Origin of the sequence: Bacillus sp. MYb56 (genome assembly GCF_002976445.1) — a bacterium.
GTDB classification, from domain to species: domain Bacteria; phylum Bacillota; class Bacilli; order Bacillales; family Bacillaceae_G; genus Bacillus_A; species Bacillus_A mycoides.
Genome location: NZ_PCOH01000017.1, coordinates 42,050 through 67,926 on the forward strand (window position 1 = coordinate 42,050; position 25,877 = coordinate 67,926).

The following is a 25,877-nucleotide window of genomic DNA, read 5'->3' on the forward strand; positions in this document are numbered from 1 at the left end:
CTCCTAGCAGTTTTTTATTATGTCTTTTTTCCTTTGGTCTATTAATGACCCACGTGTCCCGCGTGTCCTGCTGCTCCTGCAGTACCAGCTGCTGCTCCTGCTGCCGTTCCTGCTCCAATTCCACCTGCCCAAGGCTGTTGTTGCTGCTGATACTGTTGGTATTGTTGTTGACCTTGATGATACTGTTGACCTTGATGATGTTGTTGATCTTGATGATGCTGTTGACCTTGATGATGCTGTTGACCTTGATGATGGTGTTGACCTTGATGATGGTGTTGACCTTGATGATGGTGTTGGCCCTGGTGATGATGTTGGCCTTGGTGATGGTGTTGGCCTTGGTGACGATGTTGGCCTTGGTGATGGTGTTGGCCTTGGTGTGTTTGGAAAAGAACAGCTTGCGGATGAATTTGGTGGTGGCCTTGGTGATGTACTTGTTGCTGATGGTGGCCGTGATGATCTTGATGACCTTGGTGCTGATGGTGACCGTGGTGCTGATGGTGGCCTTGGTGCTGATGGTGGCCTTGGTGCTGATGGTGGCCTTGGTGTGTTTGATAAAGGACAGCCTGCGGATGAATTTGATGATGGCCATGATGCTGATGATGACCGTGGTGCTGATGATGACCGTGTTGATGATGATGATGGCCGTGATGCTCATGATGACCGTGAACACCTTGAGGGAATCCGCCGATTCCACCAGCTACAACACCAACGCCAGGTACAGGAAATCCTGTTTGTACACCGCCAACGAAAGATGGAAATGTAGTTGGCATACCTACAGGCACTCCTCCTTGTGTACCTCCTACTACTGCCGGAAATCCTGTTTGCACTCCAGCTACTGATGTTGGGAATCCTGTTTGTACACCCGCCACTGACGTCGGAAATCCTCCAGCTGCTCCTCCCATCCAACTTGGGATTCCGCCATATCCGTGTTGACCATCTCCTCCCATAAACATCATGTGTCCATAACTATCCGATCCACCTCCGAAGAAGCCATGTGGTGCATTATTGTCCATCCCTTTCATTCCTTTCACCTCTTCTGCTCAATTTAACCTACCTTTTTTATCATATTTCCTATAGAAGAATAGGTGTTTGTCTATATAGGAATTCCGCACCTTTTTCTTCGTTCTCCATTCATGATAGGATTAATTGACTGATTATTTTTCTTTCACTTGAAAGGGGGCATTTCCATTGGAAAACATAGCAAAAGCTTCCATCGACGATTTAGATTCAATCTTACATATAGATGTTGATGTAATCGGAGACGATAGTAGACGAGATTATATTAAACACGCTATTGATGAAGGAAACTGCATAATTGCAAAAGAGGACAATTCCATTTTTGGTTTTCTAACATACGATACAAATTTCTTTGGTCATACTTTCCTCTCATTAATCATTGTTTCGCCAACGAAAAGAAGACAAGGTCATGCAAGCTCATTAATCTCATATATGTTAAGACATTCTCCTACTCAAAAAATATTTTCTTCAACGAACAAATCGAATACAAATATGCAAAAAGTTTTTAAAGCAAATGGATTTATGCGTAGTGGAATGATCGAAAACTTAGATGAAGGTGATCCTGAGCTTATTTTTCACGCAAAAAAGCTCAGAGCATAAACGCTCTGAGCTTTTATTAATAATTAATTAGTTTGCAACAACGTTAACAAGTTTTCCAGGAACAACAATTACTTTACGAACTGTTTTCCCTTCAATTTGTTCTTTGATTTCCTCAAGTGCAAGTTGTTCCATTTCTTCTTTTGATGCGTCTTTACTCATTGTTAATTTTGCGCGAACTTTGCCCATAATTTGAACAACGATTTCAACTTCATCTTCTACAAGTTTAGACTCATCAAATGTTGGCCAGCTTGCATATGTGATTGTTTCATTGTATCCAAGCTTGCTCCATAGTTCTTCCCCGATGTGAGGTGCAACTGGTGCAATCATTTTTACGAAACCTTCTACATATTCTTTCGGAAGTGTTTCAGCTTTGTATGCATCGTTGATGAATACCATCATTTGAGAAATCGCTGTGTTGAAGCGAAGCTCTGCATAGTCTTCTGTTACTTTCTTCACTGTTTGGTGGTAAGCTTTTTCAAGATCTTTGTTTGGTGCATCAGTAATTTTCTCACTTAATTCACCGTTATCTTGAATGAATAGGCGCCATACGCGATCTAGGAAACGACGAGCTCCGTCAAGACCATTTTCAGACCAAGCGATTGAAGCATCTAATGGTCCCATGAACATTTCGTATAGACGAAGTGTATCTGCACCGTGGCTTGCTACGATATCATCAGGATTTACAACGTTACCTTTTGATTTACTCATTTTCTCGTTGTTTTCACCTAAGATCATACCTTGGTTGAATAATTGTTGGAACGGTTCTTTCGTTGGAACTACACCGATATCATATAATACTTTATGCCAGAAACGAGCATATAGTAAGTGAAGTACAGCGTGCTCTGCTCCACCGATATAAATATCAACTGGAAGCCATTGTTTTACTTTTTCAGGGTCTACAAGTGCTTCGCTGTTGTTTGGATCGATGTAGCGTAGGTAGTACCAGCAGCTACCAGCCCATTGTGGCATTGTATTTGTTTCACGACGACCTTTTTTACCAGTTTCAGGATCAACAACATTTACCCACTCTTCAATGTTTGCAAGTGGTGATTCACCTGTACCTGAAGGACGAATATTCTCTGTTTTCGGAAGAACTAATGGTAATTCTTCTTCTTTCACAGCTGTCATTGTACCATCTTCCCAATGGATTACTGGAATTGGCTCACCCCAGTAACGTTGGCGACTAAATAACCAGTCACGTAGACGGTACGTTACTTTTTGATTTCCTGCGCTTGTTACTTCAAGCCACTCAATCATTTTTACAATTGCTTCTTCTTTATTTAAACCATCAAGGAATGCTGAGTTTACGTGCGCACCATCACCTGTATATGCTTCTTTCGAAATGTCTCCGCCTTTTACAACTTCCTTCATTGGAAGATTGAACGTTGATGCGAATTCATAGTCACGCTCATCGTGAGCTGGAACTGCCATTACAGCACCTGTTCCGTAAGTTGCAAGAACATAATCAGCGATCCAGATTGGTAATTTCTCACCGTTTACTGGGTTAACTGCGTAAGCACCAGTAAATACACCAGTTTTTTCTTTCGCAAGTTCTGTACGCTCTAGGTCACTCTTCATTTTTACAGAATTAATGTAAGCTTCTACAGCTTCTTTTTGTTCTGGTGTTGTAATGTTAGCAACAAGTGCATGCTCTGGAGCCAGTACACAGTAGCTTGATCCAAATAGTGTATCAGGACGCGTTGTGAAAACTGTGAACTTCTCATCTGTACCGTCGATGTTGAAGTGTACTTCTGCACCTTCAGAACGACCGATCCAGTTACGTTGCATGTCTTTTAAGCTTTCTGGCCAATTAAGCTCATCTAGATCTTCTAATAGACGATCTCCGTAAGCTGTAATTTTTAACATCCACTGTCTCATCGGACGACGCTCAACTGGATGTCCACCGCGCTCACTCTTACCGTCAATGATTTCTTCGTTTGCAAGTACTGTACCAAGTGCCGGGCACCAGTTTACAGGTACTTCATCAACGTAAGCTAAACCTTTTTCAAATAGTTTTAGGAAGATCCATTGTGTCCACTTGTAGTAGGTTGGATCTGTTGTATTTACTTCACGATCCCAATCGTAAGAGAAGCCTAATGCTTTAATTTGATTACGGAACGTATTAATATTAAGCTCTGTAAATTCAGCCGGGCTGTTCCCAGTATCAAGTGCATATTGCTCTGCTGGAAGACCGAATGCATCCCATCCCATTGGATGAAGAACGTTATATCCTTGCATACGCTTCATACGAGATAAAATATCTGTCGCTGTATAACCTTCTGGATGACCTACGTGTAAGCCTGCACCTGATGGATATGGGAACATATCTAGTGCATAAAATTTTGGTTTTTCTGTTTCATCTGGCGTACGGAATGTTTTATTCTCTTCCCAATGCCCTTGCCACTTCTTCTCAATTTCTTGATGATTAAAGCTCATGAGATACCCTCCTTGAAATTCTATTTATTTTCACCGCCCAAAATACAAAAAACCTCTCATCCCTAGAAAGGGACGAGAGGTTATAGATTCCCGCGGTACCACCCTAAATTAATGTAATAAATACATTCGCTTAGATCCGTAACGTGGATTAACGGCAATTGCTACTAATGATTTCACAACTGCAACTCAAAGGCGAGTTCATAACGAAACGTGGATTGACTTGCACCGACCGTCAACTCTCTAAACCAGCTTCTATTACTACTACTCCTTCTCACTGTTATTACAAATATGAGTTAATGTGAACTACCCACCACTTAGTATCTCTTAAGAGCTTACTTGAAGCGAGGGCTTCTCGGTTAATCGTTACTCTTGCTAACTAACGAATTTTTCTTAGGACAGCCGAGCTAACTCCCTTGTTCCAAAGGATATTTTATTACTATTTATTTAAATATATTCTAAAACATGTTGCATGTTCCGTCAAACTAAACTGCAATTTTTTCTTCAACTGTTTCTTCTACTTTTACTCGTCTATCATAAATACTCGTTGCTATAAGCGCTACTACAAGCATTACCATGATCGCAATAAACAATACTTCCATATTGTATAAGTCAACAATCGCTCCGCCAACGACCGGTCCGAACATTTTCCCTACAGTCGCTGCGCTATTTACAACACCTTGATAAAATCCTAGCTTATCTTTCGGTGCAAGTATATTTGCGATGGTCGGAACTGCCGGCCATACGAATAATTCACCAATTGTTAATGTCACCATCGCAACGAGAAACATCGTAAATTGCTGCGCTTGGCTTAAAACAATAAACGACGCCGCAAAAATGATAATTCCAATCATAATTTGTTGTTTTAAAGAACGCTTCATCCAGCGAATTAGCATACTAACAAGCGGCTGTGCACAAACAATCATCGCCCCGTTTATCGTCCATAATAAACTGTAGTGACGAAGGCTAATATTTAACTCTTGCATATACGTCGCAATTGCCCCTTGCCACTGTACGTATGTAACCCAGCATAAAGCATATGCTACACATACGATTAGAAGCGCTTTGAAGCCAGGTGTAAGTGACCAACCTTTTTTCGTTTCGGCTTCTTTTTGTACCTCTTGCTCTTTTTTTGCTTCCATACCACGAAATCCAATAAACGCAATTAAGAAGAAAATAAAATATAAAATAAAGTTCGCTAAGAAAATATAATCAAAACGATAAGACGCAACTAATCCACCGCACGCTGTTCCAATCGCAATCCCAACGTTTTGTCCAACATACATTGCATTGAACGCTCGTCTCCCGCCTTCTGGCCAAACCGTACCGACCATCGCATACATCGATGGAAATACCATTCCAGAACCGAATCCGATTAATGCTAGCCACACAACATATAATGGCCAACCATGGAAAAATACAAGACCTAAAATCGATACAAGTGTAATGACAATCCCTACTAAAATTGATTTATAACCGCCCCATTTATCAAATAAAACACCGCCGAGCAAGTTTCCGATTACACCAGTAAGCGAGTTGATCATTAATACCATTCCGGCTACTGATAAAGATTTCCCTAAACTATCATGTAAGTAAATTGTATTAAAAGGCCATAAAAAAGAAGCACCCGTGACATTAATAATCATCCCAGCTACTAATAGCCATACTTTCCTTGGCATAGTCTCCCCTCCTATTCTCTTTTTTTCGTTCATATATATAACAGTAAAATTGTAGTCGTTTTTAAATAGGAAGGCAACTGATTAATAGTTGATGAAATTCAGATAATAGCACAAAGACGATTAGAATGTATTCTAATCGTCTTTGTAAAATATTAATCTATAAATAATGGAATCGTTCCCTAGCGGAAGGTTATCCAACTTCCTTTTTACGTTTTGCACTTTCTTTAGCACTCCATTTAAATATTTTGTCTAGTAGAGAGTATATTCTCCCAGATTCCTTCGTTAATAATGGCCCTAACGACGCCAATATTAAAACATATAAAGCTGAGAATGGTTTAATCGTTGCCATTAAGCCACCCGCTATTCCGAGATTCGCGACAATAATGGAGAATTCCCCACGTGATATAAGTGTTAAACCGATATTCGTAGAAGCCTTATGCGATAACCCGGCTTTACGCCCTGCAATCATTCCAGCTGTAAAATTACCGATGAGAGTAATGAAAACTGCTCCTAATGCCAACCATACTGCTCCTCCAAGCGAAAACGGATCTATACTTAAACCGAAGCTGAAGAAAAATATAGCTCCAAAGAAATCACGAAACGGGACGACGAGATGCTCGATTCGATCACTATGCTCTGTTTCTGAAAAGACGAGTCCTAACAATAAAGCCCCAATCGCTTCCGCAACATGAATTGTTTCTGAAAATCCTGCTACAAAGAATAAAATAGCGAATATTACGATAATAAAAATTTCGTTTGACGAAATATCTAATACTTTATTTAGAAACGGCGTAGCTTTTCTAGCGATTACAAAGAATAGTAACATATATCCTACTGCGATTAGTACGGATGTAAGAGCACCTACAAATGATGTTGCACCTCCGAGTACTAATCCTGAAACGACTGATAAATATACAGCTAAAAAGATATCATCAAACATAATGATCCCTAAAATGAGTTCTGTCTCTTTATTACCAGATCTTCTTAAATCAACAATTACTTTTGCAACAATTGCACTCGATGAGATTGTAATGATTCCAGCAATAATTAATGTTTCTAATAAGGGGAAACCCATAACATATCCATAAAGTAAACCTAATATGAAATTAAGCGATATATGAACACTACCCCCAAAAGCAATCGACTTTCCTGATTTAATTAATTTTTTTATTGAGAATTCTAAACCTAAGTAGAATAAGAGGAATATGACGCCAACACGGCCGAGGAAGGAAATAACTTCTCCGCTTTCAATAAACCTTAAATCGATAAGTCCTAAATCTGGGGCATGAGGCCCCACTAACATACCGAGTATAATGAGAAACGGAATAATCGAGAACTTTAACTTCGCAGCGAGGATAGCTGCAAAAGCTACTAATACTAACGCAGTTCCAACTTCAAAAATTAAAGTATCCATCGATTAGGAATCACCTCCTGCTGAAAGCAATTCATTAATAATTCTTTTTACTTCATGTCTTTCACCCGATAATACGAGCATATCGCCAGCTTCAATAATAGAGTCTGGACCTGGATTAAAGAATTTCTTCATATTCTTTTTCAAAATAGCAATGATTGTTACGTTATATGTTTTTCTAACGTGTAAGCTCCCAATTGTTTGTTGTACTACTGGTGCATTATTCTCCACCTTAAACCATTCAATTGATAATCCTTCAAAAGCCATCTCAATTGTGTCTAGCGCTTGCGGCCTATATACCATTCCGCCTAATATAGCCGCAATTTGTCTCGCTTCAGAATCACGAAGAGAAATGCTTGAAATACTCTCATCGTGATCCGCATCAAAATGGTACATTTCCCTTCTTCCATCATCATGAATAACAATAACCATTTTTTCATTACCCTTTGTTATCACTTCAAATTTACATCCAATGCCCGGTAGTTCACTCTCTCTAATATTCATATTCCCGCCTCCTAATTTTTTAGTTACGGCTCTTTCCTTTTACAAATCTACATCAATCTCTGTTTTAAACTTCTCATCTTTTAAGATTCCTAAATACTTTAACGTTTCTGATGGAGTTGCGTGATGAAAATGCTTTTGCAATAGCGCAATCGCTATTCCTCTTTTGTACGCATGAAATCCAAATGTTTTTCGCATTGAGTTCGTTCCAATCTTACCAAGTATTCCGACCGCTTCAGCTGCGCTATGGATAACACGATACGCTTGTTGGCGTGAGATTGAATTTGTTGTTTTGTTAGATTGAAATACGTAGTTTTCTCTTTGAATATCAAAAGATTGTACGTACGCTAAAAGCGCCTCTTTTACTTTTGTATTTAAATAAATATCTTGTTTAAACTTTTCATCTTTCACAGGAAGAGAATAAAACTCTTTAACAGTTCCATCTTCATTTAATACATCTTCAAACTTAATACTCAATAGTTCAGTAATCTTTAATCCAGTGTTAATCCCAATAACAAATAAAAGATAATCTCGCTGCGAGTGCTCTTTTAAATACTTTTTCATAGCCTCAATTTGGTTTATATCTTTTAATGCCTCTACAACTTCCATACATGTATCTCCTCATCTTATGAACGGTAATTTTCTCATTATCCTGTCCATTTTACCTTATCATGCTATGAGATTTCCATGTATTATCCATTATTTTCACAATATACTGCTTAGGTCCAGGCAATTTGCATTTGGAAATTTATGATTGTACAAATACAGTGTGGGTAGAAAAATAGGGGATACAAGTTCAGCTTCTTTCTATAGATCGAATTCCTCCTTTCGTTTTCCAGTTGCTGATACTCACATATTATGTTACTTATTTACATTATATTATATATTTCAGTAACATTAAAGTGTTTTTTCTGAAAATATAAAAAACCGAGCAGTTTCGCTCGGTTTTTCATTAATCTTCTTTCGGAAGAACAATCCCTTTATACAATTGAACTGTAATGAAGTAATAAATCGCATAAATTACTACGAAAATTACGATTGGAACCCAAATGCGGAAGTACGGATCGACTAAAATAAATCCGAAAATATTCATACCAACTAATACGTGAGCAATACCCACAATTGCCGGGAATAAGAATACTAAGAATAACTCTTTATAAATTGATTTCGTTAATAATTCACGGCGCACACCGATTTTACGCAGCATTTGATAACGCGTAATATCTTTTGATGCCCCAGAAAGAATTTTAAACATTAAACAACTTGCCATCATTGCTAAGAATGCAATTCCAAGGAAGAATCCCATAAATACTGTTCCACTCGCAATGCCGTAGAATCCATTGTAAGATTGATATTTACTATCTAATCTTTCAGCTTTTACATTTTTATATTTAACTAGCTGCAACTCGTCAAGTTTTTTCCATTCTTTTGTGTATGCTACAAAATCGTCTGTTTTTCCAGTAACTACGATTCCTTCTTTACCATTTACAGTATCGTACATTTTCTGATCTACAATTTTAATTGCATGATCTTCATATAGATAAAATGGCTGAATTGTTCTGAAAGCCTCGTTCCATTCTTCTGGAAGTTCTTTAGCACTCGCATCTTTTTCATTCATTTCTCTAGAAACTGCACCTACTGGTAGTTCCTCTGAAACTTTCTTTGTTTTTCCTAAATCCTTCATACTTTCCATCTGTTTTGTATCTTGTACGAAAGGAGGTTTTTTCTCTAAATCTTCTTTTACATAATAAACGTATTTATTATCAACTTTGTAACGATATTCATTTTTCTCTTTAAATGTAATACCATCTAAAATTTTCTTTTCTTCAGCTGTTGGGTTATGAATAACTGAATCATATATTACTAAACCATCAACCATTTTTATAACGTTATTTTTAAACGCCATACCACCTGAAATTGCACCCGCTCCAAGAGCAACTAACATCGCTACTGTTGCAAGTACTTTCGTTAAGCTATTAATACGGAAATTTAATTGTGCAAACGTAAAAGCATTAAGTCCTTTTTCACTACGCTTTTTATTACTCTTTAACTTTCTAATGATAACTGGGAGAAGTGATCCAAATAGCATGTAAGTACCAGTTGTTGTTGTAATTAATGCAATAAGGATTCCCATTTCTCTTAGTTTTTCCATGTAAATCATTGATGCATAGCCAATTCCTAATAAAATAACAGCAAGGATTGCAACGACACCTGTCATTTTTCCTTTTACCGCAACACGTTCTGTTTGTGCATCTGCATGTACAAGTTGCAGTACTGAAATACGTGATAACTTAATACTGTTCATAATTGCTGATAATACAAATAATGCAAAGAAGAAAATGCAAGTAACAGTCATAGATGGTAGATAAAATGCCTTATAGCCTTCACCAGCAAATTCTAATTGTTTCATTAATAACTGTCCGATACCTTCTGCAAGTCCTACACCAACTGTAAGTCCAATCGCAAGAGACGCAGCACCTAATACAATCGTTTCAATAAACATAAGTAATGTAACTTTATGCTTTTTTGCACCTAACATCATGTACATACCAAACTCTTTTTGACGAAGAGATAATAAGAAAGAGTTTGCATATAAAATGTAGAAGAACGTTATAATTGCTAATAAAAATGAACCTGCTTGGAATACGAAACCAATAGACTTAATAACAGAATTGGATTCGATAAACGCTTTATTCAGCGCTAACGTTTGGAACATATAAAAAATTGAAATCGACATGACAAGACCAACAAGTAAGACAATATAATCTTTCAGCTTACTCTTTAGCCCTGACATGGAAAGTTTAAATAACATGCCCTAGACCTCCCTTCTTACGCTTTTTGTGTGCCTAAGTCCGCAAGCACATCTAAAATTTCTTTATAAAATTCTTCACGCGTACCACCGCGGTGAATTTCTTTATATAGCTCACCATCTTGAATGAATAAAATACGCTGACAGTAACTTGCACTATATGGATCATGCGTAACCATCATAATAGATACGCCTTGTTCTTCATTTAAGTTTGTCATCGCATCAAGTAAACTTGCTGCATTTTTCGAATCAAGAGCTCCTGTTGGCTCGTCTCCTAAAATAATTGCCGGTTCATGCACTAGTGCACGTGCTGCTGCTGAACGTTGTTTCTGTCCACCGGATACTTCAGTTGGATACTTTTGAAGAATTTCTGTAATCCCTAACATATCCGCTACTTTCTCTACTTTCGGTCCAATATTACGTGATGAAACACCTTGAAGGGAAAGTGGAAGTGCAATGTTCTCATAAATAGATAAGTTCTCTAATAAGTTAAAGTCTTGGAAGATAAATCCTAATTTTTGTGAACGGAAATCAGAAAGCTCACCTTGCTTCATTTTCGTAATATCCGTACCCGCAATTTCAACAACGCCGCCCGTTGCTTTATCAAGCGTTGAAATTACATTTAATAATGTCGTTTTACCAGAACCAGATGGTCCCATAATACCAACAAACTCACCCTCTTGAATTGAGAATGAAACACCTTTTAACGCGTGTGATTGGTTCTCACCTTTTTTACCGTACACTTTTTGAACGTTTTTCACGTCTACAACTGGTTTCGTCATATATATCCTCCTACGCTTGTTTTTCCATTACCTATTTTGCGCCTTTTGGAGGTGAACTGCTATTTATTAACATTACAATTACCTTACACTTTTGTAAGAAAAAAAACTGAGCATGTAAGCTTAGTTTTTTCATTAGTAAATGCAATTTTATCAGCGATTTTTCAAATATATCGACTTACCGACAAAAGATGACAATAAAAATAGGCTGTTTCGCATGTGGAACAGCCTATTTCCTACTCTTATTTCTTTAAAGGCGTTACCGTCCAATACGTAATAACACGCCAAATCCATTCTAATGGACCCATTTTAAAGATTTTCATCCAAATCACACTGAAAATAATTTGAATTGCATAAATTGCGATACACACATATAGCGTCTGCATGTACGTTAAGTTTCCTGCAAAATTAAATACACTGCCTGCAATTAAAATCATTGCAGTTTGTCCAACATAATTTGTTAAAGCCATACGACCATAGTATTTCAGTGGCGCTAACAATGCTTGAACTGGTTTTAACTGAAGTAATAAAATTAATGCTCCTACATAGAAAGCTGAAATAATTGGTCCAACTGTAACACCAATTTTTAAGAATTGACCTGCAGCGTCCATTGTTCCATCTTCAGTCATAAGTATCATATTTACAAATGGATTAGCAGGAACGTGCCCATATTGATACCATAAAGCTATCACACTTAAAACAAACATAACTCCTGTAAAAATAGCGACTTGCTTTATTTTCGCTGAAAGATTTTCAAATACTTTGTACTGTCCTGCAGCAAGACCTAATAAAATTAAACCTAATGGTAATAATTCCTTAGCTGCCATAATACTAAAAACTATCGTAAGAATAAGACCGATTACTAAATTTATTTGCTTCTTCACTTTATAAAATGGTAAAGTGACTAATCCACAAATTGCGTATAACGCTAGTGCTTCCCCAGGCTGAAACATTTGATGAATCAAACCAAAAATAAATAGTGCAACTAAGCGGCGTAGAAATAGAACATATCCATTCTTCCCTTTCGCAATTGCTCTTGTAATGAAGATATAGAATCCTACTCCAAATAAGAATGAAAAGATTGAGAAGAAACGACCTTCTACAAATAAGTATAGAAACCTTTGATAACTTGCATCCACTGTACTAGGATCTGGAACTTTAATATTCAGTAGTGCAAGAATATTTACTAAAATAATCCCCAGTAATGCGAAGCCACGAATGTAATCTAACTCATCAATTCGTTTGTTTGTAATATTGTTCCCCATAATACAACTCCTTGTCCAAAATTAAATCCTCCCTTACTCTACTGGAAAAAGACAATCGTAACTATCGGCAAACCTTACAGTAATCTTACGTTATTGTAATATAATGAATTAAATCTTTAATCAGTATTATTTTGCCCCTTGATTAGCCCGCACCAATCACGAGGCAAAATAAAACCAGGTCATAATGCGACCTGGTTTACTCTGATTGCTTTGATCTTTGAGGTTGTCCTTTTTTACTATTACGCTGTTTCACTTGAACAACTGGATCAAGTTCATTCGAAAACTCAGCGTTATGTCCGTTTTGCGTTTTTTGCTCTGGATTGTTTTGATCTGAACGTTTCGCCATTACATTCACTCCTTATTAGTGCGGTGTAATAATCATTTGATGTTGCAATTGGCGAATTGCCATACGTGCTCTATTTAATTGCTCACGTTGCTCATCATTCGCATGTTGTTGCATCGTTTGTAAATCATTATATGCTTGTTCTAATTGCAACTGAGCATCCGAATACTCCATCGTATTGTAATGCTCCTGTCTCATGCCTTGGTCTAATTGTTCTTTCGCATATTCCACCGCTTGTTCTGCCTGTGTAATATACTCTTCAAGTGATTGACGCTCTGCCATAATTGTCCCTCCTTGCTTCAATTCCCCTTTAGTGTGTCCCTTCCATATGAACCTTATGAGTATGTTATAATGGATTTTGTTTCATTTTGACTCGTCTTAGGAGGGAAAATAATGAAGGTTCAAAACCCTTTTCCATATACAAATGACAATAAACGTTATCATACATGGAATTACCACTTACGAAATGAATTTGGTGAAAAAATCTTTAAGGTTTCATTAGATGCTGGCTTCGATTGCCCGAACCGTGACGGTACAGTCGCTTACGGCGGCTGCACGTTTTGTAGTGCTGCTGGATCTGGTGACTTCGCTGGCGATCGCCGCGATGATGTTATAACGCAATATCATGAAATGAAAGAAAAAATGCACTCAAAGTGGAAAGACGGAAAATGTATCGCTTATTTTCAGGCTTACACAAATACACATGCACCACTTGAAGTGTTAAAAGAAAAATTCGAACCGCTTCTAGCAGAAAAAGACGTTGTCGGTCTTTCTATCGCAACTCGTCCAGATTGTTTACCAGACGATGTCGTTGAATATTTAGCGGACTTAAATAAACGTACATACCTTTGGGTTGAACTCGGACTACAAACTGTTCATGAACGCACTGCAAATCTTATTAACCGTGCTCACGATTATCCATCTTATGTGGAAGGCGTAAATAAATTACGCAAACATGGCATTAGAGTTTGCTCTCATATTATTAACGGTCTTCCACTTGAAGATTACGACATGATGATGGAAACAGCTCGTGAAGTAGCGAAGCTTGATGTACAAGGAATTAAAATTCATTTACTTCATTTATTAAAAGGAACACCAATGGTGAAGCAATATGAAAAAGGACAACTAGAATTCCTTTCTCTTGAAGATTACGTAAGTCTCGTTGTTGACCAACTTGAAATGATTCCAGAAGACGTAATTGTGCACCGCATCACAGGTGACGGTCCGCCTGACTTAATGATTGGTCCAATGTGGAGCTTAAATAAATGGGAAGTATTAAATTCCATCGATGCAGAATTTGTACGCCGCGGAAGCTGGCAAGGAAAATATGCAAATGAGGAGAAACAAAAATGAAATTAGAACGTGTATTACCGTTTGCTCGCTCGCTGCTGCAAACGGCAGTAAAAGAAGGCGATTACGCTGTAGATGCAACACTCGGCAATGGGCATGACACTTGCTTCCTAGCTGAAATCGTTGGAGATAACGGAAAAGTATTTGGATTTGATATACAACAAGAAGCAATCGAAAGTTCTACTATCCACCTAAAAGAAAAAGAACTTTTCGAACGCACTGTTTTAGTTCACGATAGTCACGATACACTTTTATCCGTACTACCAGAAGAAGCAAAAGGAAAAGTAACAGGCGCTATCTTCAACTTAGGTTACCTTCCTGGCGGTGACAAACATATCGTTACAAAACCGAACTCAACAATCTCGGCGATCGAGCAATTATTAGAAGTAATGGCACCTGAAGGTATCATCGTCCTTGTCATTTACCACGGACATCCAGAAGGACAAGTAGAACGCGACGCTGTTCTCAAATTTGCAGAAGAACTCGACCAAAAACAAGCTCACGTTTTGCGATACGGCTTCATTAACCAGCAAAATAACCCACCATTTATTGTGGCGATTGAGAAGCGATAAAGTGAAACTTTAATCAGTGAGGTTTACTGTCCGGCAAATAGCGGGATAATTATATCAACGATTTTTCAGATATATCGATTGTTCGACAAAACATAACAAAAAAAGACGTGCACTCATTGCACGTCTTTTTCTTATTCTCCTATATAATGGATGTATACAATATTTGAAGAAAGAAGGATAGAACTTTGCTAGTAGAACTAAGGGGAATTCAAAAGAAGTACAGCAAATCACTCATACTAGACAACATCGATTTATCCATTCCAGAAGGAGAAGCACTCGCTATTATTGGCGGGAACGGGACTGGAAAAAGTACTCTACTCAAAATAATTGCAGGATTTATTTCACCTACGGCAGGGACACTTCAAAGAAAAGAACATATACAAATCGGATATGTTCCTGAACATTTTCCAGAAGAAATTCGTTTTACATTAGAGGATTATTTATATCATCTCGGCCACATTCACGGTTTATCAACAAAATATTTAAGAAATAAAATTCCGATCCTCCTTGAATCTTTTCATTTACATCATGCAAAGCATTCCATTGTACGTAACTTTTCAAAAGGTATGAAACAAAAAACAGGCATTATGCAAGCGTTACTTACAGACGTCCATTTATTAATTTTAGATGAACCTCTTTCCGGACTCGACCCTAACTCTCAGCAAGAACTAGAGCATATTTTACTCTCATTAAAACAACAAGGCATATCTATACTCTTCACATGTCACGAAAAACAACTACTAGAAAACTTCGCCGATAGAATTGTGACATTAGCAAATCATACAATTGCGGAAGATACCTCTGTGCAAAAATCAACAGAACAGGTCTATATTGAGGCAATTGTTCACGAAACATTTTCATCTATAGAACTACAAAAGCAATCAGGATTTATACAAGTTACACACAATTCAAATCAAAACCTCATTCAATTACAAATCGAAAAGGAATATACAAACGAAATGCTTCAGTTTTTATTACATAAAAAAGCATCTATCACACTGCTACAGCCTAATTTTTAAATCGAAAGAAGGTTTATTATGTTTGCGCTTATTCGTTACCATTTTCTCGACTACACAAAATCGTATAAGTACATTCCTCCTATTGCGATGTACTGCATAAGCTTACTTTTTGTATATACATATAAACCAACTCCCATTGTACCGACATACTTAGAAACAGCACTCGCACTTTATTTATTATCTGCCTGGATTACAGTCACAATTTTTCATACTGAAGATCTTGTACAAGAACAAATCACTATTTCACATACAAATAATATTTCGGCATTATACGTTGGTAAATATGTTACGGCTCTTCTTATTTGTACTGTTTTATCTTTTATATCCGTAATCTATCCAATTATTTTGCAAATGTTTAATGAAAAAATGACAGCTTCTTTATTTCTAGTCGGATTTCTCGCTCACATGTCTTTATCTATACTAGGAATTTCAATCGCAACATTATTTACTAGAAATATTATTCAAAAAGCAAGCACCGCTTGGCTTAGTCTTACATTTATATTACTTATGACGATTGCCTCAATCCGGTTAAAAAAAGAGTTACTATGGTTTTTACCACCTGTCGAAAGCTTTATAATGCTTGGACAATACAAATATAATATACTTACTCATACTCTATGGCTTACAGCTTGGGCTATCGTATATTCATTTTTATTACTTACTTTATTTCTTTTTCTCGTTCGCAGAAAACGTTTTTGATTACATATTAAAGGGGACTAAACAATGATTGGAATACTAGCAGGAATGGGTCCAAAATCAACCGGACCATTCGTCGATACAGTTGTAGCAGGGTGCCAAACAATATATGGAGCAAAGCATGATATGGACTTTCCTCATATGATGATTTATTCGTGCCCAACACCGTTTTATATGGATCGCCCTATTGATCATGCGGCGATGAAAAAAGCGATTATTGAAGGAGCGCAAAGACTTGAAAGTACTGGTGTAGATTTCATCGCAATGCCATGTAATACAGCGCATCTTTATTTCGAAGAATTACAGCGTTCTATTACCATTCCTATTTTGAATATAGTCGATGAGACGTTAAAAGCAATTCCTGAAAATACAAAAAGAGTCGCTCTTCTTGCAACAGAAGCGACTGTTCAAGCAGGTATTTACCAAGACGGGATTACAAAACGTAATATAGAGTACATTCATAATGAACAATGGCAAGAAATGATTAATCAAATTATTACTTGTATTAAAGGCGGAGAAATTGAGGAAGCTCGCAAATTATGGAGTCTGCTCGTTTTACAGTTAAAAGACGAAGTAGATACCGCTATTATCGCATGTACCGATTTGAATGTGGTGGTGAGTGAGGACTTTGTTGATTCCGCTCAATGTCTTGCGGAAGCAGTTGTTAGGATCTATGCATCAAATATAAAAAGGTCTTCATAAACATAAAACACATCCCTTTTGAAATGTGCTTTGTGTTTGATAAAAATCCCCAAAACTTTTAACTTTTTTCACAATTCTTTCAAAGTAATCACACTTAATCTCGCTATATTAAATAAGTAGTTTATTCATATAGGGAAGGTTAGGGGAACTGTCGTATGAAACAAAATCGTTCGCTTCATTATATTTTTTGGCGTTGGCATTTTTATGCCGGGCTTTTTATTACGCCGCTTCTTATTACTTTGTCACTGAGCGGAATTGGGTATTTATTTCGTGAGGAAGTTGAAGATTTCATCTATAAAGATTTATATTTTGGGAAGAGCGCCCAAACAGAATCTATTTCGATGGCTGATTCGCTTTTCTTAACAGAGAAAAAATATCCGCATTATAGCGTGACGAAAATTAGTGAGTTTAATGGGGATTATAATACTAGGCTTACGATTGCTAATGAATATACAGGAAAGCAAAAATTTGTGTATTTAGATAGCAATAATCAAATTGTTGGGGATCAAAATACAGCTGAAACGTTTGCCAATATAATGCGGGAATTACATAGTTCCCTTTTAGTCGGTGGCACTGTCGTCAATTATATTGTAGAACTTGCAGCGTGCTGGACAATCTTTTTAATTGTGACTGGGTTGTATATGAGTATACGCCAATTCAAAAACACACCAGCATCCAATAAGCGAGAAAAAGCAAAACGACGTCATTCTATTATCGGTATTATATTTACAATTCCACTCGTTCTGCTAGTCGCATCTGGATTGCCTTGGTCAGGATTTATGGGTAACCAAATTTATAAAATCGCATCGTCGAATGAATCGATTGGATATCCAAAGTTGTATATGGCACCGCCTGAATCAAAGGTAAAAGAATTGCCGTGGGCAACAAGAAAAGAAGCTCCTCCTGAATCGAATTCAAATGAGCCAAAAGCAATTTCTGTCGATGAATTACAAAAAGGAATTGAAATAAAGAAGCCATATGTTATCTCCCTACCGGCTGATCCGAAAGGTGTATTCACCGTTTCGAAATCAAGCGGTTCCGGTATTACGGGTATGCATGTCGCACCAAATGAAGAAATAACAGCTTACTTTGATCAATATAGCGGAGAACTCATTTCGAAAACGGACTATCGTGATTATGGATTATTTGCACAATGGTTCACTTACGGTATCCCGCTTCACGAAGGACATTTATTCGGATGGCCAAATAAAATATTATGCTTACTAACGACATTATCTTTATTACTTCTCATTTATTACGGAATAAAAATGTGGTTAGCAAGAAAGCCAAAAGGAAAATTAGCAGCACCGCCAAAGCAAAGAGATAAGAAAAGCATAATCGTTTTCTTTATCATGATGGTTATACTAGGCGCTGTCATGCCTTTATTCGGACTATCTGTTTTAGTAATTTTCGCGATTGAACTTCTCATATATGTATTTTTAAAAATACGATCATAGTAAAAAGGGACAGTCCAAAAAATCTAATTTTGGACTGTCCCTTTTTCATTATGGAGCAAGATTGCAACAGCACATGAAATTATATCGACTTAACTACAAAATACGACAATAGGAAAAGACCATCCCAAAATACCTTTTGAGATGGTCTCTTCATCACTGCGCCATTTTCTTTCGGTACATCTTCCCGTTCCAGTAGAAGAATCGTGAAGTGAGCCCTCCGTATTTTACAATGCGCCGTGCCATTTTATGCATATTCTTTTGCGCTGATACTTTTTGATCTGATAAATAAATACCAAGTAATCCTCGGCTTATGAGACGATGAAACTTCGCATGAGGCAAATCACCAATGCTCTTCTCTGCTTCTTCTACAAAATGTTTCATACGATCTAATATAGCTTGCTCGTTTTCATAATAACTACAGAAATTCAAATCCCCGCCTATACGGTCTTCTTCTTGATCGATGAAATAATCAAGTAAAATGTGAAGTCCTTGTACGTAAGGGAAGTATCCTTGTCTAATTTTCGCAATATCTTCATCATGTAATTCATCATGAAATGCATATGCGACAAGACAGAAAATTCCAAGCGTAGAACCTGCACATGCTGAAAACTCAAACCAACTCATCGGTGGTAAATTTTCTTTATGCGCTTCAAACCATGTTTTTAAGCGTGGTTCTCTTTCTTCTAACTTCACGTGTTTATGAATTTGCAAATCACAATAATAACAAGCAAGTTCATGAAGAATTGGAGCAATTTTATCATAATGCTTCGTTTTCTTTAAAACATCCTGACATGTTTCAACAAGCTCATCTAAATAACCACCATCATCTTGATCATCACGATAACGATAATAGTTACCGCCCCCTTCAACTTCAGGGCTTAATGCCATTACCATCGACTCATGAAGAGCCGCAAAGTCTTTCGGGTCAAGTGATGTACTACGATCACATAAATTATCTAAATAGTCGCTAATCGTTTGATAAGCTACGATAAAACGAATACATTCCTCACGATGTTCATTTGCTAGTAGCGCTAAAATGCCACCGCCCTCGCAATGAAACGTTTTATTCTCAATACTTGCGATTGCCTGACTATGAAGCTCGTCATTCGGAATATGGTAGGCACGCTCTTTCCACATCGCTAGCTCATGGTGTACTACCGGAAACACATCACGGTATACTTTCGCCATGAGCGTTATGGGATTACTCGGTACGTTCACTTCTTCCTTCATCTCCTCTATTCAATGTACAAATAATTTACTTATTTGTTTCTATTATGTTATTGATGCGTATTTCAGTAAATGACTGAATATAATTCAAAATTTCATCACGCTCATACTCATTTAATAACTCATGATAACAATTCGGCCATTCTTTAAAAGCCTTATCACTTATTTTAACATTATCAAACCAAGTACGGACACGTGTTTTATCTACAAGTTTATCCTCACAAGCCTGCATTAGCAAGAGTGGAACGTCTGGAAAATCGCCTATTTTTTTATGCGCAATTTCGATAGACTTAATCAATTCACTATACCAACGTACTGATACTTTGCGCAAGAACAATGAATCATTCTCCATCGCATCTCTCACTTCATGATTACGAGTTGACATTTCCACTGTAAGATTCGTTGCAAATTGCAATTTTGGAGCAACAACATTTAATATTTTTGAGGCAGCTCGAAGCGGAGCAGAAGGTCCAGTTAATACACCTAAACATGGTGAACTTAAAATAATACCATCTACATCTTCTCTCTTCGTTTCTTGCATCATACGAATGACAATAAGACCACCCATACTATGACCAAATATAAAAATAGGTAATCGATACTTCCTTGCCTCTTTCACCCATAATTTAACTTCCTCTATGTATTCATCAAATGAATCAATATGTCCTCTATTTCTCGAAGTCGTTCCATGTGATGGAAGGTCTCCCATCACAACGTGGTAGCCGATATGATTCCACATTTCTGCTATAGCTTCGTAACGTCCGTGATATTCCATTGCGCCGTGCACGATAACGACTACAGCTTTCGCTTCCTCTGCTTCATAATTCCACATACGGACCTCCTCCATTTCACTCTTTCTCATAATTTGATACACTAAAACTAGTCTCTAGGAAAGGAAGGCTTTACATGATATATCCTTACAAAGAAAAAAATCCGAAAATTGCGAGTAGTGCTTTTATCGCTGACTATGTTACCATTACAGGCGATGTGACAATTGGCGAAGAATCTAGCATTTGGTTTAATACAGTCATCCGCGGTGATGTATCACCAACGATAATTGGAAATAGAGTAAATGTACAAGATCAATGTACACTTCACCAAAGCCCCCAGTATCCTCTTATTTTAGAAGATGACGTTACCGTTGGGCATCAAGTTATTTTACATAGCTGCAAAATTGAAAAAGATGCTTTAATCGGAATGGGATCTATCATATTAGATGGCGCTGAAATTGGTGAAGGAGCTTTCATCGGTGCTGGTAGTCTCGTTTCACAAGGAAAGAAAATCCCTCCTAATACGTTAGCTTTCGGTCGCCCTGCGAAGGTCATTCGCGAATTAACAGAAGAAGACCGTAAAGATATGGAACGTATCCGCACACAATACGTTGAAAAAGGACAATATTATAAATCGTTACAAAAGTGATTTTATCGCTGCCATAAGACTGGCAGCTTTTTTTATGAAAAAATCTAACTTTTTCTTTACAAAACATTATTATTCCCTCAATAAAATCTTATTAAAATAGAAGTTAATAACTCCATATATATGTAAATGAGGGAGGAAAAATCTCATGAAGGTCAGTGGACTATATAAAATAGAATGTTACATCTTCAAAGGAATTAATCGCTACTTTGATCAAAAAACATTAAACATCTTTTTCAGCAATATTACCCATATCGGTGGTGCAAGTTTTTCCATTGCACTTACCCTATTCTTTTTAATTTTCGCAACAGGGAATTTGCATCAAGCTGCAATTGCAACTGCTATTTCTTTAACAATTAGCCATATTCCTGTGCAAATATTAAAAAGATGGTATCCACGAAAACGCCCTTATTTAACAATTCAGGATGCGAAATATCCAGTTCATCCATTAAAAGATCATTCTTTTCCATCCGGACATACAACGGCTGTTTTCTCTGTCCTCATTCCATTTATTTGCTATAATCCAAACTTGCTTGCTTTTCTATTACCGTTAGCATTATGCGTCGGTATTTCCCGTATTTATTTAGGGCTTCATTATCCGTCAGATGTATTTGTAGGCATGTGCCTTGGCACTTGCTCTGGCATCATCTCTTTTTATCAACTCATTCCACTCATGTAAAGGAGCGATATGATGAGAGTCGCCATATTTACCGATACATTTACACCACAAGTCAACGGTGTGGCGAAAACTTTGGAACGTTTAACTAAATATTTTCAAAAAGAAAATATCGCCTATTCTGTTTTCGCCCCTCAGCATACGGCAGAAGATAATTTCGTAGCGAATGTGAACAAAATGAGAAGTATCCCGTTAACAATATTATATCCAGAATGTCGCTTTGCCTTTCCTACTCCGCGCATTAAGCGGGAACTTCTTGCCTTTAAACCTGATATCATTCACATCGCTACGCCTTTCAATATGGGACTTTGTGGGTTATATTATGCCAAAAAGTTAAATATCCCAGTTGTCGGTTCTTATCATACTGATTTTGACGCCTATTTACGCTATTACAAAATCGAATTTCTCTCCAATATGCTATGGAACTATTTAAGCTGGTTTCATAGTCATATGCAAAAAAACTTTGTTCCTTCTCCTGAAACATTACATCAATTAAAGAAAAAAGGATTTCAACAGCTCTATATTTGGGGACGTGGTGTAGATTGTACTCTCTTTCATCCAACTTACAATAAAGACCTATTCCGAAAAAAATATAATATTACAGCGAAACATATTCTTTCCTACGTCGGACGCCTTGCTCCTGAAAAAGATATCGATACTCTTCAAACACTTATTCAAACGACAAACAAAGAACGTGACGATATTCATTGGCTCATCGCTGGAGACGGGCCTCTAGCAACAAATTTGCGTGAAGCTGTTCCGAAAACAAATGTCACTTTTACTGGATATTTACAAGGTACGGATTTAGCTGAAGCATATGCTTGTTCTCATATGATGGTATTTCCATCAGCTACTGAAACGTTCGGAAATGTCGTACTTGAATCATTTGCATGCGGTACACCTGTCATTGGTGCAAATAGTGGCGGAGTTAAAAATATTATTACAGATGGAAAAACAGGAGTTCTTTGCCCACCCAAACATGCAGATTCATTTCTATCATCCATCCATTCTTTATTACAAAATGAAGAGCAGCTTATGCAAATGGGTATAGCTGCTTCGTCTTATGCCCAATCAAAAAGCTGGGATGGAATCTTTCGTGGCTTACTTGACCAATATGAAACAGTCCTTCAGCACACCGCATCAGAATTACTCGCTTAAAAAGAAATGACAAAATTTATTAATGCTTATAAAAGTGCAAGTTCTCAACTAATCAAGAAAGACTTTCCACAAGTGAAAAAAACTTTAGAAAGAAATGTTTTGGTCAAGAAGTTTTTGCTTACTAACTACTGGTAGTTCGCCAATAGACGTAGTAAAGAAACATATTGAAAATCAAGGTAAAAAGTGAGGTGAAATGATATGACAAAGCAGAATAAAGCATATAAATTCCGGTTGTATCCAACAGAAGAACAAGCAAATCTTATACGTAAAACCTTCGGTTGTGTACGTTTCGTGTACAATAGAATGTTAGCTGAGCGAAAAGAAGCGTACGAAAAATACAAAGATGATAAGGAACAACTAAAGAAACAAAAGCCTCCAACCCCTGCGAAATATAAAGCAGAATTTGAGTGGTTAAAAGAAGTTGATTCATTAGCTTTGGCAAATGCTCAACTACACTTGCAAACTGCATATAAGAATTTCTTTAGTGGTCAAAATAACTTCCCAACATTCAAAAGTAAAAAGGACAGAAAGTCTTATACAACGAATGTAGTAAACGGTAATATTCTGTTGCTTAATGGTCATATCAAATTGCCAAAACTGAAAATGGTACGTATCAAAAAACATAGAGAGATACCACAAGATTATATGATCAAGTCTTGTACGATTTCTATGACACCTACTGGTAAATACTATGTGTCAATCTTGACTGAATACGAAAAAGAGATTGTACAAAAAGAAGTAGAAACAGTTGTTGGATTAGACTTTGCAATGGATGGATTATACGTCAGTTCTGAGGATGAGAAAGCCAATTATCCTAAGTTCTATCGTAACATGTTAGACCGATTAACAAAGGCGCAACGAGTATTATCAAGACGCAATAAAGGTTCTGAACGTTGGAATAAACAACGTATTCGTGTAGCTACGTTACATGAGAAAGTAGCTAACCAACGTAAGAATTTTCTTCATCATGAGTCTAAAAAGTTAGCTGCCAATTTTGATGTTGTAGCTATTGAAGATCTAAACATGAAAGGAATATCGCAAGCACTTCATTTTGGAAAAAGTGTCGCTGATAATGGGTGGGGTATGTTCACTTCTTTCTTAACTTATAAACTAAACGAACAAGGAAAACAACTTGTGAAAATAGACAAATGGTTTCCATCAACAAAAACATGTAGTAGCTGTGGAAATGTGAAAAGTCTGACATTGTCTGAACGAATCTATTCTTGTATATGCGGTGTAAATCTCGATAGAGATTATAACTCAGCCATCAATATCAAAAATGAAGCAATACGTCTTTTAGCGTCAGCATAAATTGTAATAAAATAACCTTTGGAACAAGGGAGTTAGCTCGGCTGTCTTAGGACGAATTCGTTAGCTATCAGAAGTAATGATTAACCGAGAAGCCCTCACTTCAAACACTCCTTTAGGACGTTAAGTGGCGGGTAGTTCACGAAATCCCCTTAAAATCAACTTACTCACATACCTTTATACAGCAATTGTTCTCCAATTTCTGTATACCAAAAAACCTTTCATTCATTTGAAAGGTCTTTTTGAGCCTGCACATATTCTTCTTTCGTATTCACATTTATAAACCAATCTACATTCGCTTGTACATCTTCACCAGCAATATATTTCACATTACATTGTGATAAAAGCTGGCCCATACTTCTTTTTTCTTCTTGAAGCAAAGCATAAATCTTTTCTTTCACGCGGTTATTATACGCTGCAAGTAACGGTTGTTTTCTTCCATTAATAATAGGGACAACAGCATCATATTCATCGCTCGTTTGCTCTAATAAAATGGTAATCCATTCATTTGAAACGTTCGGTGCATCACAAGGCATGATAATATACCAATCTGAATCTATGTATTCCATTCCTGACACTATTCCAGCAAGTGGCCCATTTCCTTTATAGTGCGACATATCTTCTATAACTGGAACTTGTACTAATTGCTCTACTCTCTCTTTTATATCAGTATGACTAATGACTACAATTTCTTGCACAGCGCTTTCCATTACTTTCACAATATGCTCAATAAAAGTACTTTCTTTCCAGCCTACTAACGCTTTCGGCTCACCGAATCGGCTCGACATACCTCCTGCTAATACAATTCCAGCACACTTACTCATTGACGATGCAACTCAAATGTAATATGACCTAATTCCGGTAAAATTAACTTGTTCATCGCAAGACGAACCGCTCCGCTAGACCCTGGCATCGAAAAGACAACTTTACGCCCGATTGTACCACCGATCGCTCTACTTAACATTGCGCTACTTCCGATATCTTCTAAATAACTGATCATACGGAACAACTCACCAAATCCAACAATTTCTTTATCTAATAACACTGATACTGCCTCAATCGTTACATCACGTTTCGTAATACCAGTTCCACCATTCGTTAGCACGACATCAACATCTTCCCTATGATAACCAGCTAACACAGCCTGCTGAATACTCTCTTTATCATCTTTCACAATTTCATAAGAGGTCACTTTATGTCCTGCTTCTTTTAATAATTCATGTAATAGTTGTCCGCTCTTATCCGTCTCTTCCGTACGTGTATCGGAAATCGTCACGATTTTGCAGCGCACTTCTTTTGGAGCTTGTTTTTTATGTTCAGTTACGCTCATTTTTCATCTTTCCTTTCCTAAAGACTTTTCTTCATTTTATCATACATATCTTTACACAATTATGTATGAAGCCAATGATGCACCGTGATACAATATAAGTATATACGACCACAAAAAGGAAAATATACT

General features: G+C 37.1%; 26 protein-coding genes, 1 pseudogene and 1 other annotated feature. Of the genes and pseudogenes, 12 read left to right on the forward strand and 15 right to left on the reverse strand.

The window, feature by feature from the left end:
- Positions 1-41: 41 nt before the first annotated feature.
- A complete protein-coding gene (locus tag CQ058_RS19245) occupies positions 42-1,022 on the reverse strand; it encodes a VrrB protein (RefSeq protein WP_105589929.1) in 981 nt (326 codons plus the stop codon).
- A 166-nt stretch (positions 1,023-1,188) separates the two neighbouring features.
- Between CQ058_RS19245 and CQ058_RS19250 the strand changes: the two genes are divergently transcribed.
- Positions 1,189-1,617: a GNAT family N-acetyltransferase gene (locus CQ058_RS19250; protein WP_002190948.1), complete on the forward strand. Its 429-nt coding sequence runs from the start codon at positions 1,189-1,191 to the stop codon at positions 1,615-1,617.
- A gap of 27 nt (positions 1,618-1,644) precedes the next feature.
- Here the strand turns inward: CQ058_RS19250 and leuS are convergent, their stop codons facing one another.
- The 10 genes from leuS to CQ058_RS19300 all read right to left on the reverse strand — a co-directional run bounded on the left by leuS (position 1,645) and on the right by CQ058_RS19300 (position 13,119).
- Positions 1,645-4,053, reverse strand: coding sequence for a leucine--tRNA ligase (gene leuS / locus CQ058_RS19255; RefSeq protein WP_002190950.1), 2,409 nt, complete (start codon positions 4,051-4,053; stop codon positions 1,645-1,647).
- Between the two features lie 65 nt (positions 4,054-4,118).
- Positions 4,119-4,337: a binding site (T-box leader), on the reverse strand.
- A 198-nt stretch (positions 4,338-4,535) separates the two neighbouring features.
- Positions 4,536-5,729, reverse strand: a complete 1,194-nt coding sequence (locus CQ058_RS19260; RefSeq protein WP_002190952.1) for an MDR family MFS transporter — start codon at positions 5,727-5,729, stop codon at positions 4,536-4,538.
- A 190-nt stretch (positions 5,730-5,919) separates the two neighbouring features.
- On the reverse strand, positions 5,920-7,143 hold the full coding sequence (locus CQ058_RS19265; protein ID WP_002167528.1) for a cation:proton antiporter: 1,224 nt from the start codon (positions 7,141-7,143) through the stop codon (positions 5,920-5,922).
- 3 nt (positions 7,144-7,146) lie between these two features.
- On the reverse strand, positions 7,147-7,644 hold the full coding sequence (locus CQ058_RS19270) for a cation:proton antiporter regulatory subunit (protein WP_001026048.1): 498 nt from the start codon (positions 7,642-7,644) through the stop codon (positions 7,147-7,149).
- Between the two features lie 39 nt (positions 7,645-7,683).
- Entirely contained in the window at positions 7,684-8,250 is a 567-nt protein-coding gene (locus CQ058_RS19275) for a tyrosine-type recombinase/integrase (RefSeq protein ID WP_002190954.1), read from the reverse strand.
- A 343-nt stretch (positions 8,251-8,593) separates the two neighbouring features.
- Positions 8,594-10,453: an FtsX-like permease family protein gene (locus CQ058_RS19280; RefSeq protein WP_002190956.1), complete on the reverse strand. Its 1,860-nt coding sequence runs from the start codon at positions 10,451-10,453 to the stop codon at positions 8,594-8,596.
- 17 nt (positions 10,454-10,470) lie between these two features.
- On the reverse strand, positions 10,471-11,232 hold the full coding sequence (locus CQ058_RS19285) for an ABC transporter ATP-binding protein (RefSeq protein WP_002129519.1): 762 nt from the start codon (positions 11,230-11,232) through the stop codon (positions 10,471-10,473).
- A 239-nt stretch (positions 11,233-11,471) separates the two neighbouring features.
- On the reverse strand, positions 11,472-12,494 hold the full coding sequence (locus CQ058_RS19290; RefSeq protein WP_002190957.1) for a DUF418 domain-containing protein: 1,023 nt from the start codon (positions 12,492-12,494) through the stop codon (positions 11,472-11,474).
- A 196-nt stretch (positions 12,495-12,690) separates the two neighbouring features.
- Positions 12,691-12,840 carry a hypothetical protein gene (locus CQ058_RS19295; protein WP_001129345.1) on the reverse strand — a complete coding sequence of 50 codons (150 nt, stop codon included), beginning with the start codon at positions 12,838-12,840 and terminating at the stop codon, positions 12,691-12,693.
- Between the two features lie 15 nt (positions 12,841-12,855).
- Positions 12,856-13,119 carry a YtzC family protein gene (locus CQ058_RS19300; protein ID WP_002089099.1) on the reverse strand — a complete coding sequence of 88 codons (264 nt, stop codon included), beginning with the start codon at positions 13,117-13,119 and terminating at the stop codon, positions 12,856-12,858.
- 111 nt (positions 13,120-13,230) lie between these two features.
- On the opposite strand from CQ058_RS19300, the gene mnmL reads away from it, so the two are divergent.
- From mnmL to CQ058_RS19340, 6 genes are all read left to right on the forward strand, one after another.
- Positions 13,231-14,190 carry a tRNA modification radical SAM protein MnmL/YtqA gene (gene mnmL, locus CQ058_RS19305; protein ID WP_002190960.1) on the forward strand — a complete coding sequence of 320 codons (960 nt, stop codon included), beginning with the start codon at positions 13,231-13,233 and terminating at the stop codon, positions 14,188-14,190.
- Positions 14,187-14,759: a tRNA 5-(aminomethyl)-2-thiouridylate-methyltransferase MnmM gene (gene mnmM, locus CQ058_RS19310; protein WP_002190961.1), complete on the forward strand. Its 573-nt coding sequence runs from the start codon at positions 14,187-14,189 to the stop codon at positions 14,757-14,759. The genes mnmL and mnmM overlap by 4 nt, the downstream gene beginning before the upstream one ends.
- Before the next feature lie 185 nt (positions 14,760-14,944).
- Positions 14,945-15,778: an ABC transporter ATP-binding protein gene (locus CQ058_RS19320; RefSeq protein ID WP_002190962.1), complete on the forward strand. Its 834-nt coding sequence runs from the start codon at positions 14,945-14,947 to the stop codon at positions 15,776-15,778.
- Positions 15,779-15,796: 18 nt separating this feature from the next.
- On the forward strand, positions 15,797-16,477 hold the full coding sequence (locus CQ058_RS19325) for a hypothetical protein (protein ID WP_002190963.1): 681 nt from the start codon (positions 15,797-15,799) through the stop codon (positions 16,475-16,477).
- A 24-nt stretch (positions 16,478-16,501) separates the two neighbouring features.
- Positions 16,502-17,176, forward strand: coding sequence for an aspartate/glutamate racemase family protein (locus CQ058_RS19330; RefSeq protein ID WP_002138726.1), 675 nt, complete (start codon positions 16,502-16,504; stop codon positions 17,174-17,176).
- A 155-nt stretch (positions 17,177-17,331) separates the two neighbouring features.
- Entirely contained in the window at positions 17,332-18,633 is a 1,302-nt protein-coding gene (locus CQ058_RS19340; RefSeq protein ID WP_105589930.1) for a PepSY-associated TM helix domain-containing protein, read from the forward strand.
- 153 nt (positions 18,634-18,786) lie between these two features.
- On the opposite strand, the gene CQ058_RS19345 is transcribed toward CQ058_RS19340, so the two are convergent.
- Positions 18,787-19,851 carry a tetraprenyl-beta-curcumene synthase family protein gene (locus tag CQ058_RS19345; RefSeq protein WP_002190965.1) on the reverse strand — a complete coding sequence of 355 codons (1,065 nt, stop codon included), beginning with the start codon at positions 19,849-19,851 and terminating at the stop codon, positions 18,787-18,789.
- 37 nt (positions 19,852-19,888) lie between these two features.
- The gene (locus CQ058_RS19350) at positions 19,889-20,692 is read right to left on the reverse strand and encodes an alpha/beta hydrolase (protein WP_002129529.1); all 804 of its coding nucleotides are present in this window, start codon (positions 20,690-20,692) and stop codon (positions 19,889-19,891) included.
- A gap of 74 nt (positions 20,693-20,766) precedes the next feature.
- Here CQ058_RS19350 and CQ058_RS19355 point away from each other — a divergent pair, with 74 nt between their 5' ends.
- The 5 genes and pseudogenes from CQ058_RS19355 (at position 20,767) to CQ058_RS19375 (ending at position 24,421) form a co-directional block, all read left to right on the forward strand.
- Positions 20,767-21,279 carry a gamma carbonic anhydrase gene (locus CQ058_RS19355; RefSeq protein WP_002015678.1) on the forward strand — a complete coding sequence of 171 codons (513 nt, stop codon included), beginning with the start codon at positions 20,767-20,769 and terminating at the stop codon, positions 21,277-21,279.
- Between the two features lie 145 nt (positions 21,280-21,424).
- Positions 21,425-21,955: a phosphatase PAP2 family protein gene (locus CQ058_RS19360; RefSeq protein ID WP_002034412.1), complete on the forward strand. Its 531-nt coding sequence runs from the start codon at positions 21,425-21,427 to the stop codon at positions 21,953-21,955.
- Positions 21,956-21,967: 12 nt separating this feature from the next.
- Positions 21,968-23,110 carry a glycosyltransferase family 4 protein gene (locus tag CQ058_RS19365; RefSeq protein ID WP_002190966.1) on the forward strand — a complete coding sequence of 381 codons (1,143 nt, stop codon included), beginning with the start codon at positions 21,968-21,970 and terminating at the stop codon, positions 23,108-23,110.
- Between the two features lie 3 nt (positions 23,111-23,113).
- A pseudogene (locus CQ058_RS19370) lies at positions 23,114-23,297 on the forward strand (IS200/IS605 family transposase); the annotation flags it as partial.
- Positions 23,298-23,308: 11 nt separating this feature from the next.
- On the forward strand, positions 23,309-24,421 hold the full coding sequence (locus tag CQ058_RS19375) for an RNA-guided endonuclease TnpB family protein (RefSeq protein ID WP_002184793.1): 1,113 nt from the start codon (positions 23,309-23,311) through the stop codon (positions 24,419-24,421).
- Between the two features lie 218 nt (positions 24,422-24,639).
- Here the strand turns inward: CQ058_RS19375 and CQ058_RS19380 are convergent, their stop codons facing one another.
- Both CQ058_RS19380 and CQ058_RS19385 read right to left on the reverse strand, forming a co-directional pair.
- Positions 24,640-25,242 (reverse strand): molybdenum cofactor guanylyltransferase, encoded by a 603-nt coding sequence (locus tag CQ058_RS19380; RefSeq protein WP_002190967.1) that lies wholly within the window; start codon positions 25,240-25,242, stop codon positions 24,640-24,642.
- A complete protein-coding gene (locus tag CQ058_RS19385) occupies positions 25,239-25,748 on the reverse strand; it encodes a MogA/MoaB family molybdenum cofactor biosynthesis protein (protein WP_002034407.1) in 510 nt (169 codons plus the stop codon). The genes CQ058_RS19380 and CQ058_RS19385 overlap by 4 nt, the downstream gene beginning before the upstream one ends.
- Positions 25,749-25,877: the final 129 nt, after the last annotated feature.

Excerpts from the sequence above, each read along its gene's own strand:
- CQ058_RS19350 (WP_002129529.1), bottom strand. The coding sequence starts at position 20,692 with ATGTGGAATTATGAAGCAGAGGAAGCGAAAGCTGTAGTCGTTATCGTG.
- CQ058_RS19375 (WP_002184793.1), top strand. The coding sequence starts at position 23,309 with ATGACAAAGCAGAATAAAGCATATAAATTCCGGTTGTATCCAACAGAA.
- CQ058_RS19300 (WP_002089099.1), bottom strand. The coding sequence starts at position 13,119 with ATGGCAGAGCGTCAATCACTTGAAGAGTATATTACACAGGCAGAACAA.
- CQ058_RS19365 (WP_002190966.1), top strand. The coding sequence starts at position 21,968 with ATGAGAGTCGCCATATTTACCGATACATTTACACCACAAGTCAACGGT.
- CQ058_RS19265 (WP_002167528.1), bottom strand. The coding sequence starts at position 7,143 with ATGGATACTTTAATTTTTGAAGTTGGAACTGCGTTAGTATTAGTAGCT.
- CQ058_RS19385 (WP_002034407.1), bottom strand. The coding sequence starts at position 25,748 with ATGAGCGTAACTGAACATAAAAAACAAGCTCCAAAAGAAGTGCGCTGC.
- CQ058_RS19290 (WP_002190957.1), bottom strand. The coding sequence starts at position 12,494 with ATGGGGAACAATATTACAAACAAACGAATTGATGAGTTAGATTACATT.
- CQ058_RS19280 (WP_002190956.1), bottom strand. The coding sequence starts at position 10,453 with ATGTTATTTAAACTTTCCATGTCAGGGCTAAAGAGTAAGCTGAAAGAT.
- mnmL (WP_002190960.1), top strand. The coding sequence starts at position 13,231 with ATGAAGGTTCAAAACCCTTTTCCATATACAAATGACAATAAACGTTAT.
- CQ058_RS19270 (WP_001026048.1), bottom strand. The coding sequence starts at position 7,644 with ATGAATATTAGAGAGAGTGAACTACCGGGCATTGGATGTAAATTTGAA.
- CQ058_RS19275 (WP_002190954.1), bottom strand. The coding sequence starts at position 8,250 with ATGGAAGTTGTAGAGGCATTAAAAGATATAAACCAAATTGAGGCTATG.
- CQ058_RS19355 (WP_002015678.1), top strand. The coding sequence starts at position 20,767 with ATGATATATCCTTACAAAGAAAAAAATCCGAAAATTGCGAGTAGTGCT.
- CQ058_RS19360 (WP_002034412.1), top strand. The coding sequence starts at position 21,425 with ATGAAGGTCAGTGGACTATATAAAATAGAATGTTACATCTTCAAAGGA.
- leuS (WP_002190950.1), bottom strand. The coding sequence starts at position 4,053 with ATGAGCTTTAATCATCAAGAAATTGAGAAGAAGTGGCAAGGGCATTGG.
- CQ058_RS19325 (WP_002190963.1), top strand. The coding sequence starts at position 15,797 with ATGTTTGCGCTTATTCGTTACCATTTTCTCGACTACACAAAATCGTAT.
- CQ058_RS19330 (WP_002138726.1), top strand. The coding sequence starts at position 16,502 with ATGATTGGAATACTAGCAGGAATGGGTCCAAAATCAACCGGACCATTC.
- CQ058_RS19245 (WP_105589929.1), bottom strand. The coding sequence starts at position 1,022 with ATGAAAGGGATGGACAATAATGCACCACATGGCTTCTTCGGAGGTGGA.
- CQ058_RS19340 (WP_105589930.1), top strand. The coding sequence starts at position 17,332 with ATGAAACAAAATCGTTCGCTTCATTATATTTTTTGGCGTTGGCATTTT.
- CQ058_RS19380 (WP_002190967.1), bottom strand. The coding sequence starts at position 25,242 with ATGAGTAAGTGTGCTGGAATTGTATTAGCAGGAGGTATGTCGAGCCGA.
- CQ058_RS19260 (WP_002190952.1), bottom strand. The coding sequence starts at position 5,729 with ATGCCAAGGAAAGTATGGCTATTAGTAGCTGGGATGATTATTAATGTC.
- CQ058_RS19285 (WP_002129519.1), bottom strand. The coding sequence starts at position 11,232 with ATGACGAAACCAGTTGTAGACGTGAAAAACGTTCAAAAAGTGTACGGT.
- mnmM (WP_002190961.1), top strand. The coding sequence starts at position 14,187 with ATGAAATTAGAACGTGTATTACCGTTTGCTCGCTCGCTGCTGCAAACG.
- CQ058_RS19295 (WP_001129345.1), bottom strand. The coding sequence starts at position 12,840 with ATGGCGAAACGTTCAGATCAAAACAATCCAGAGCAAAAAACGCAAAAC.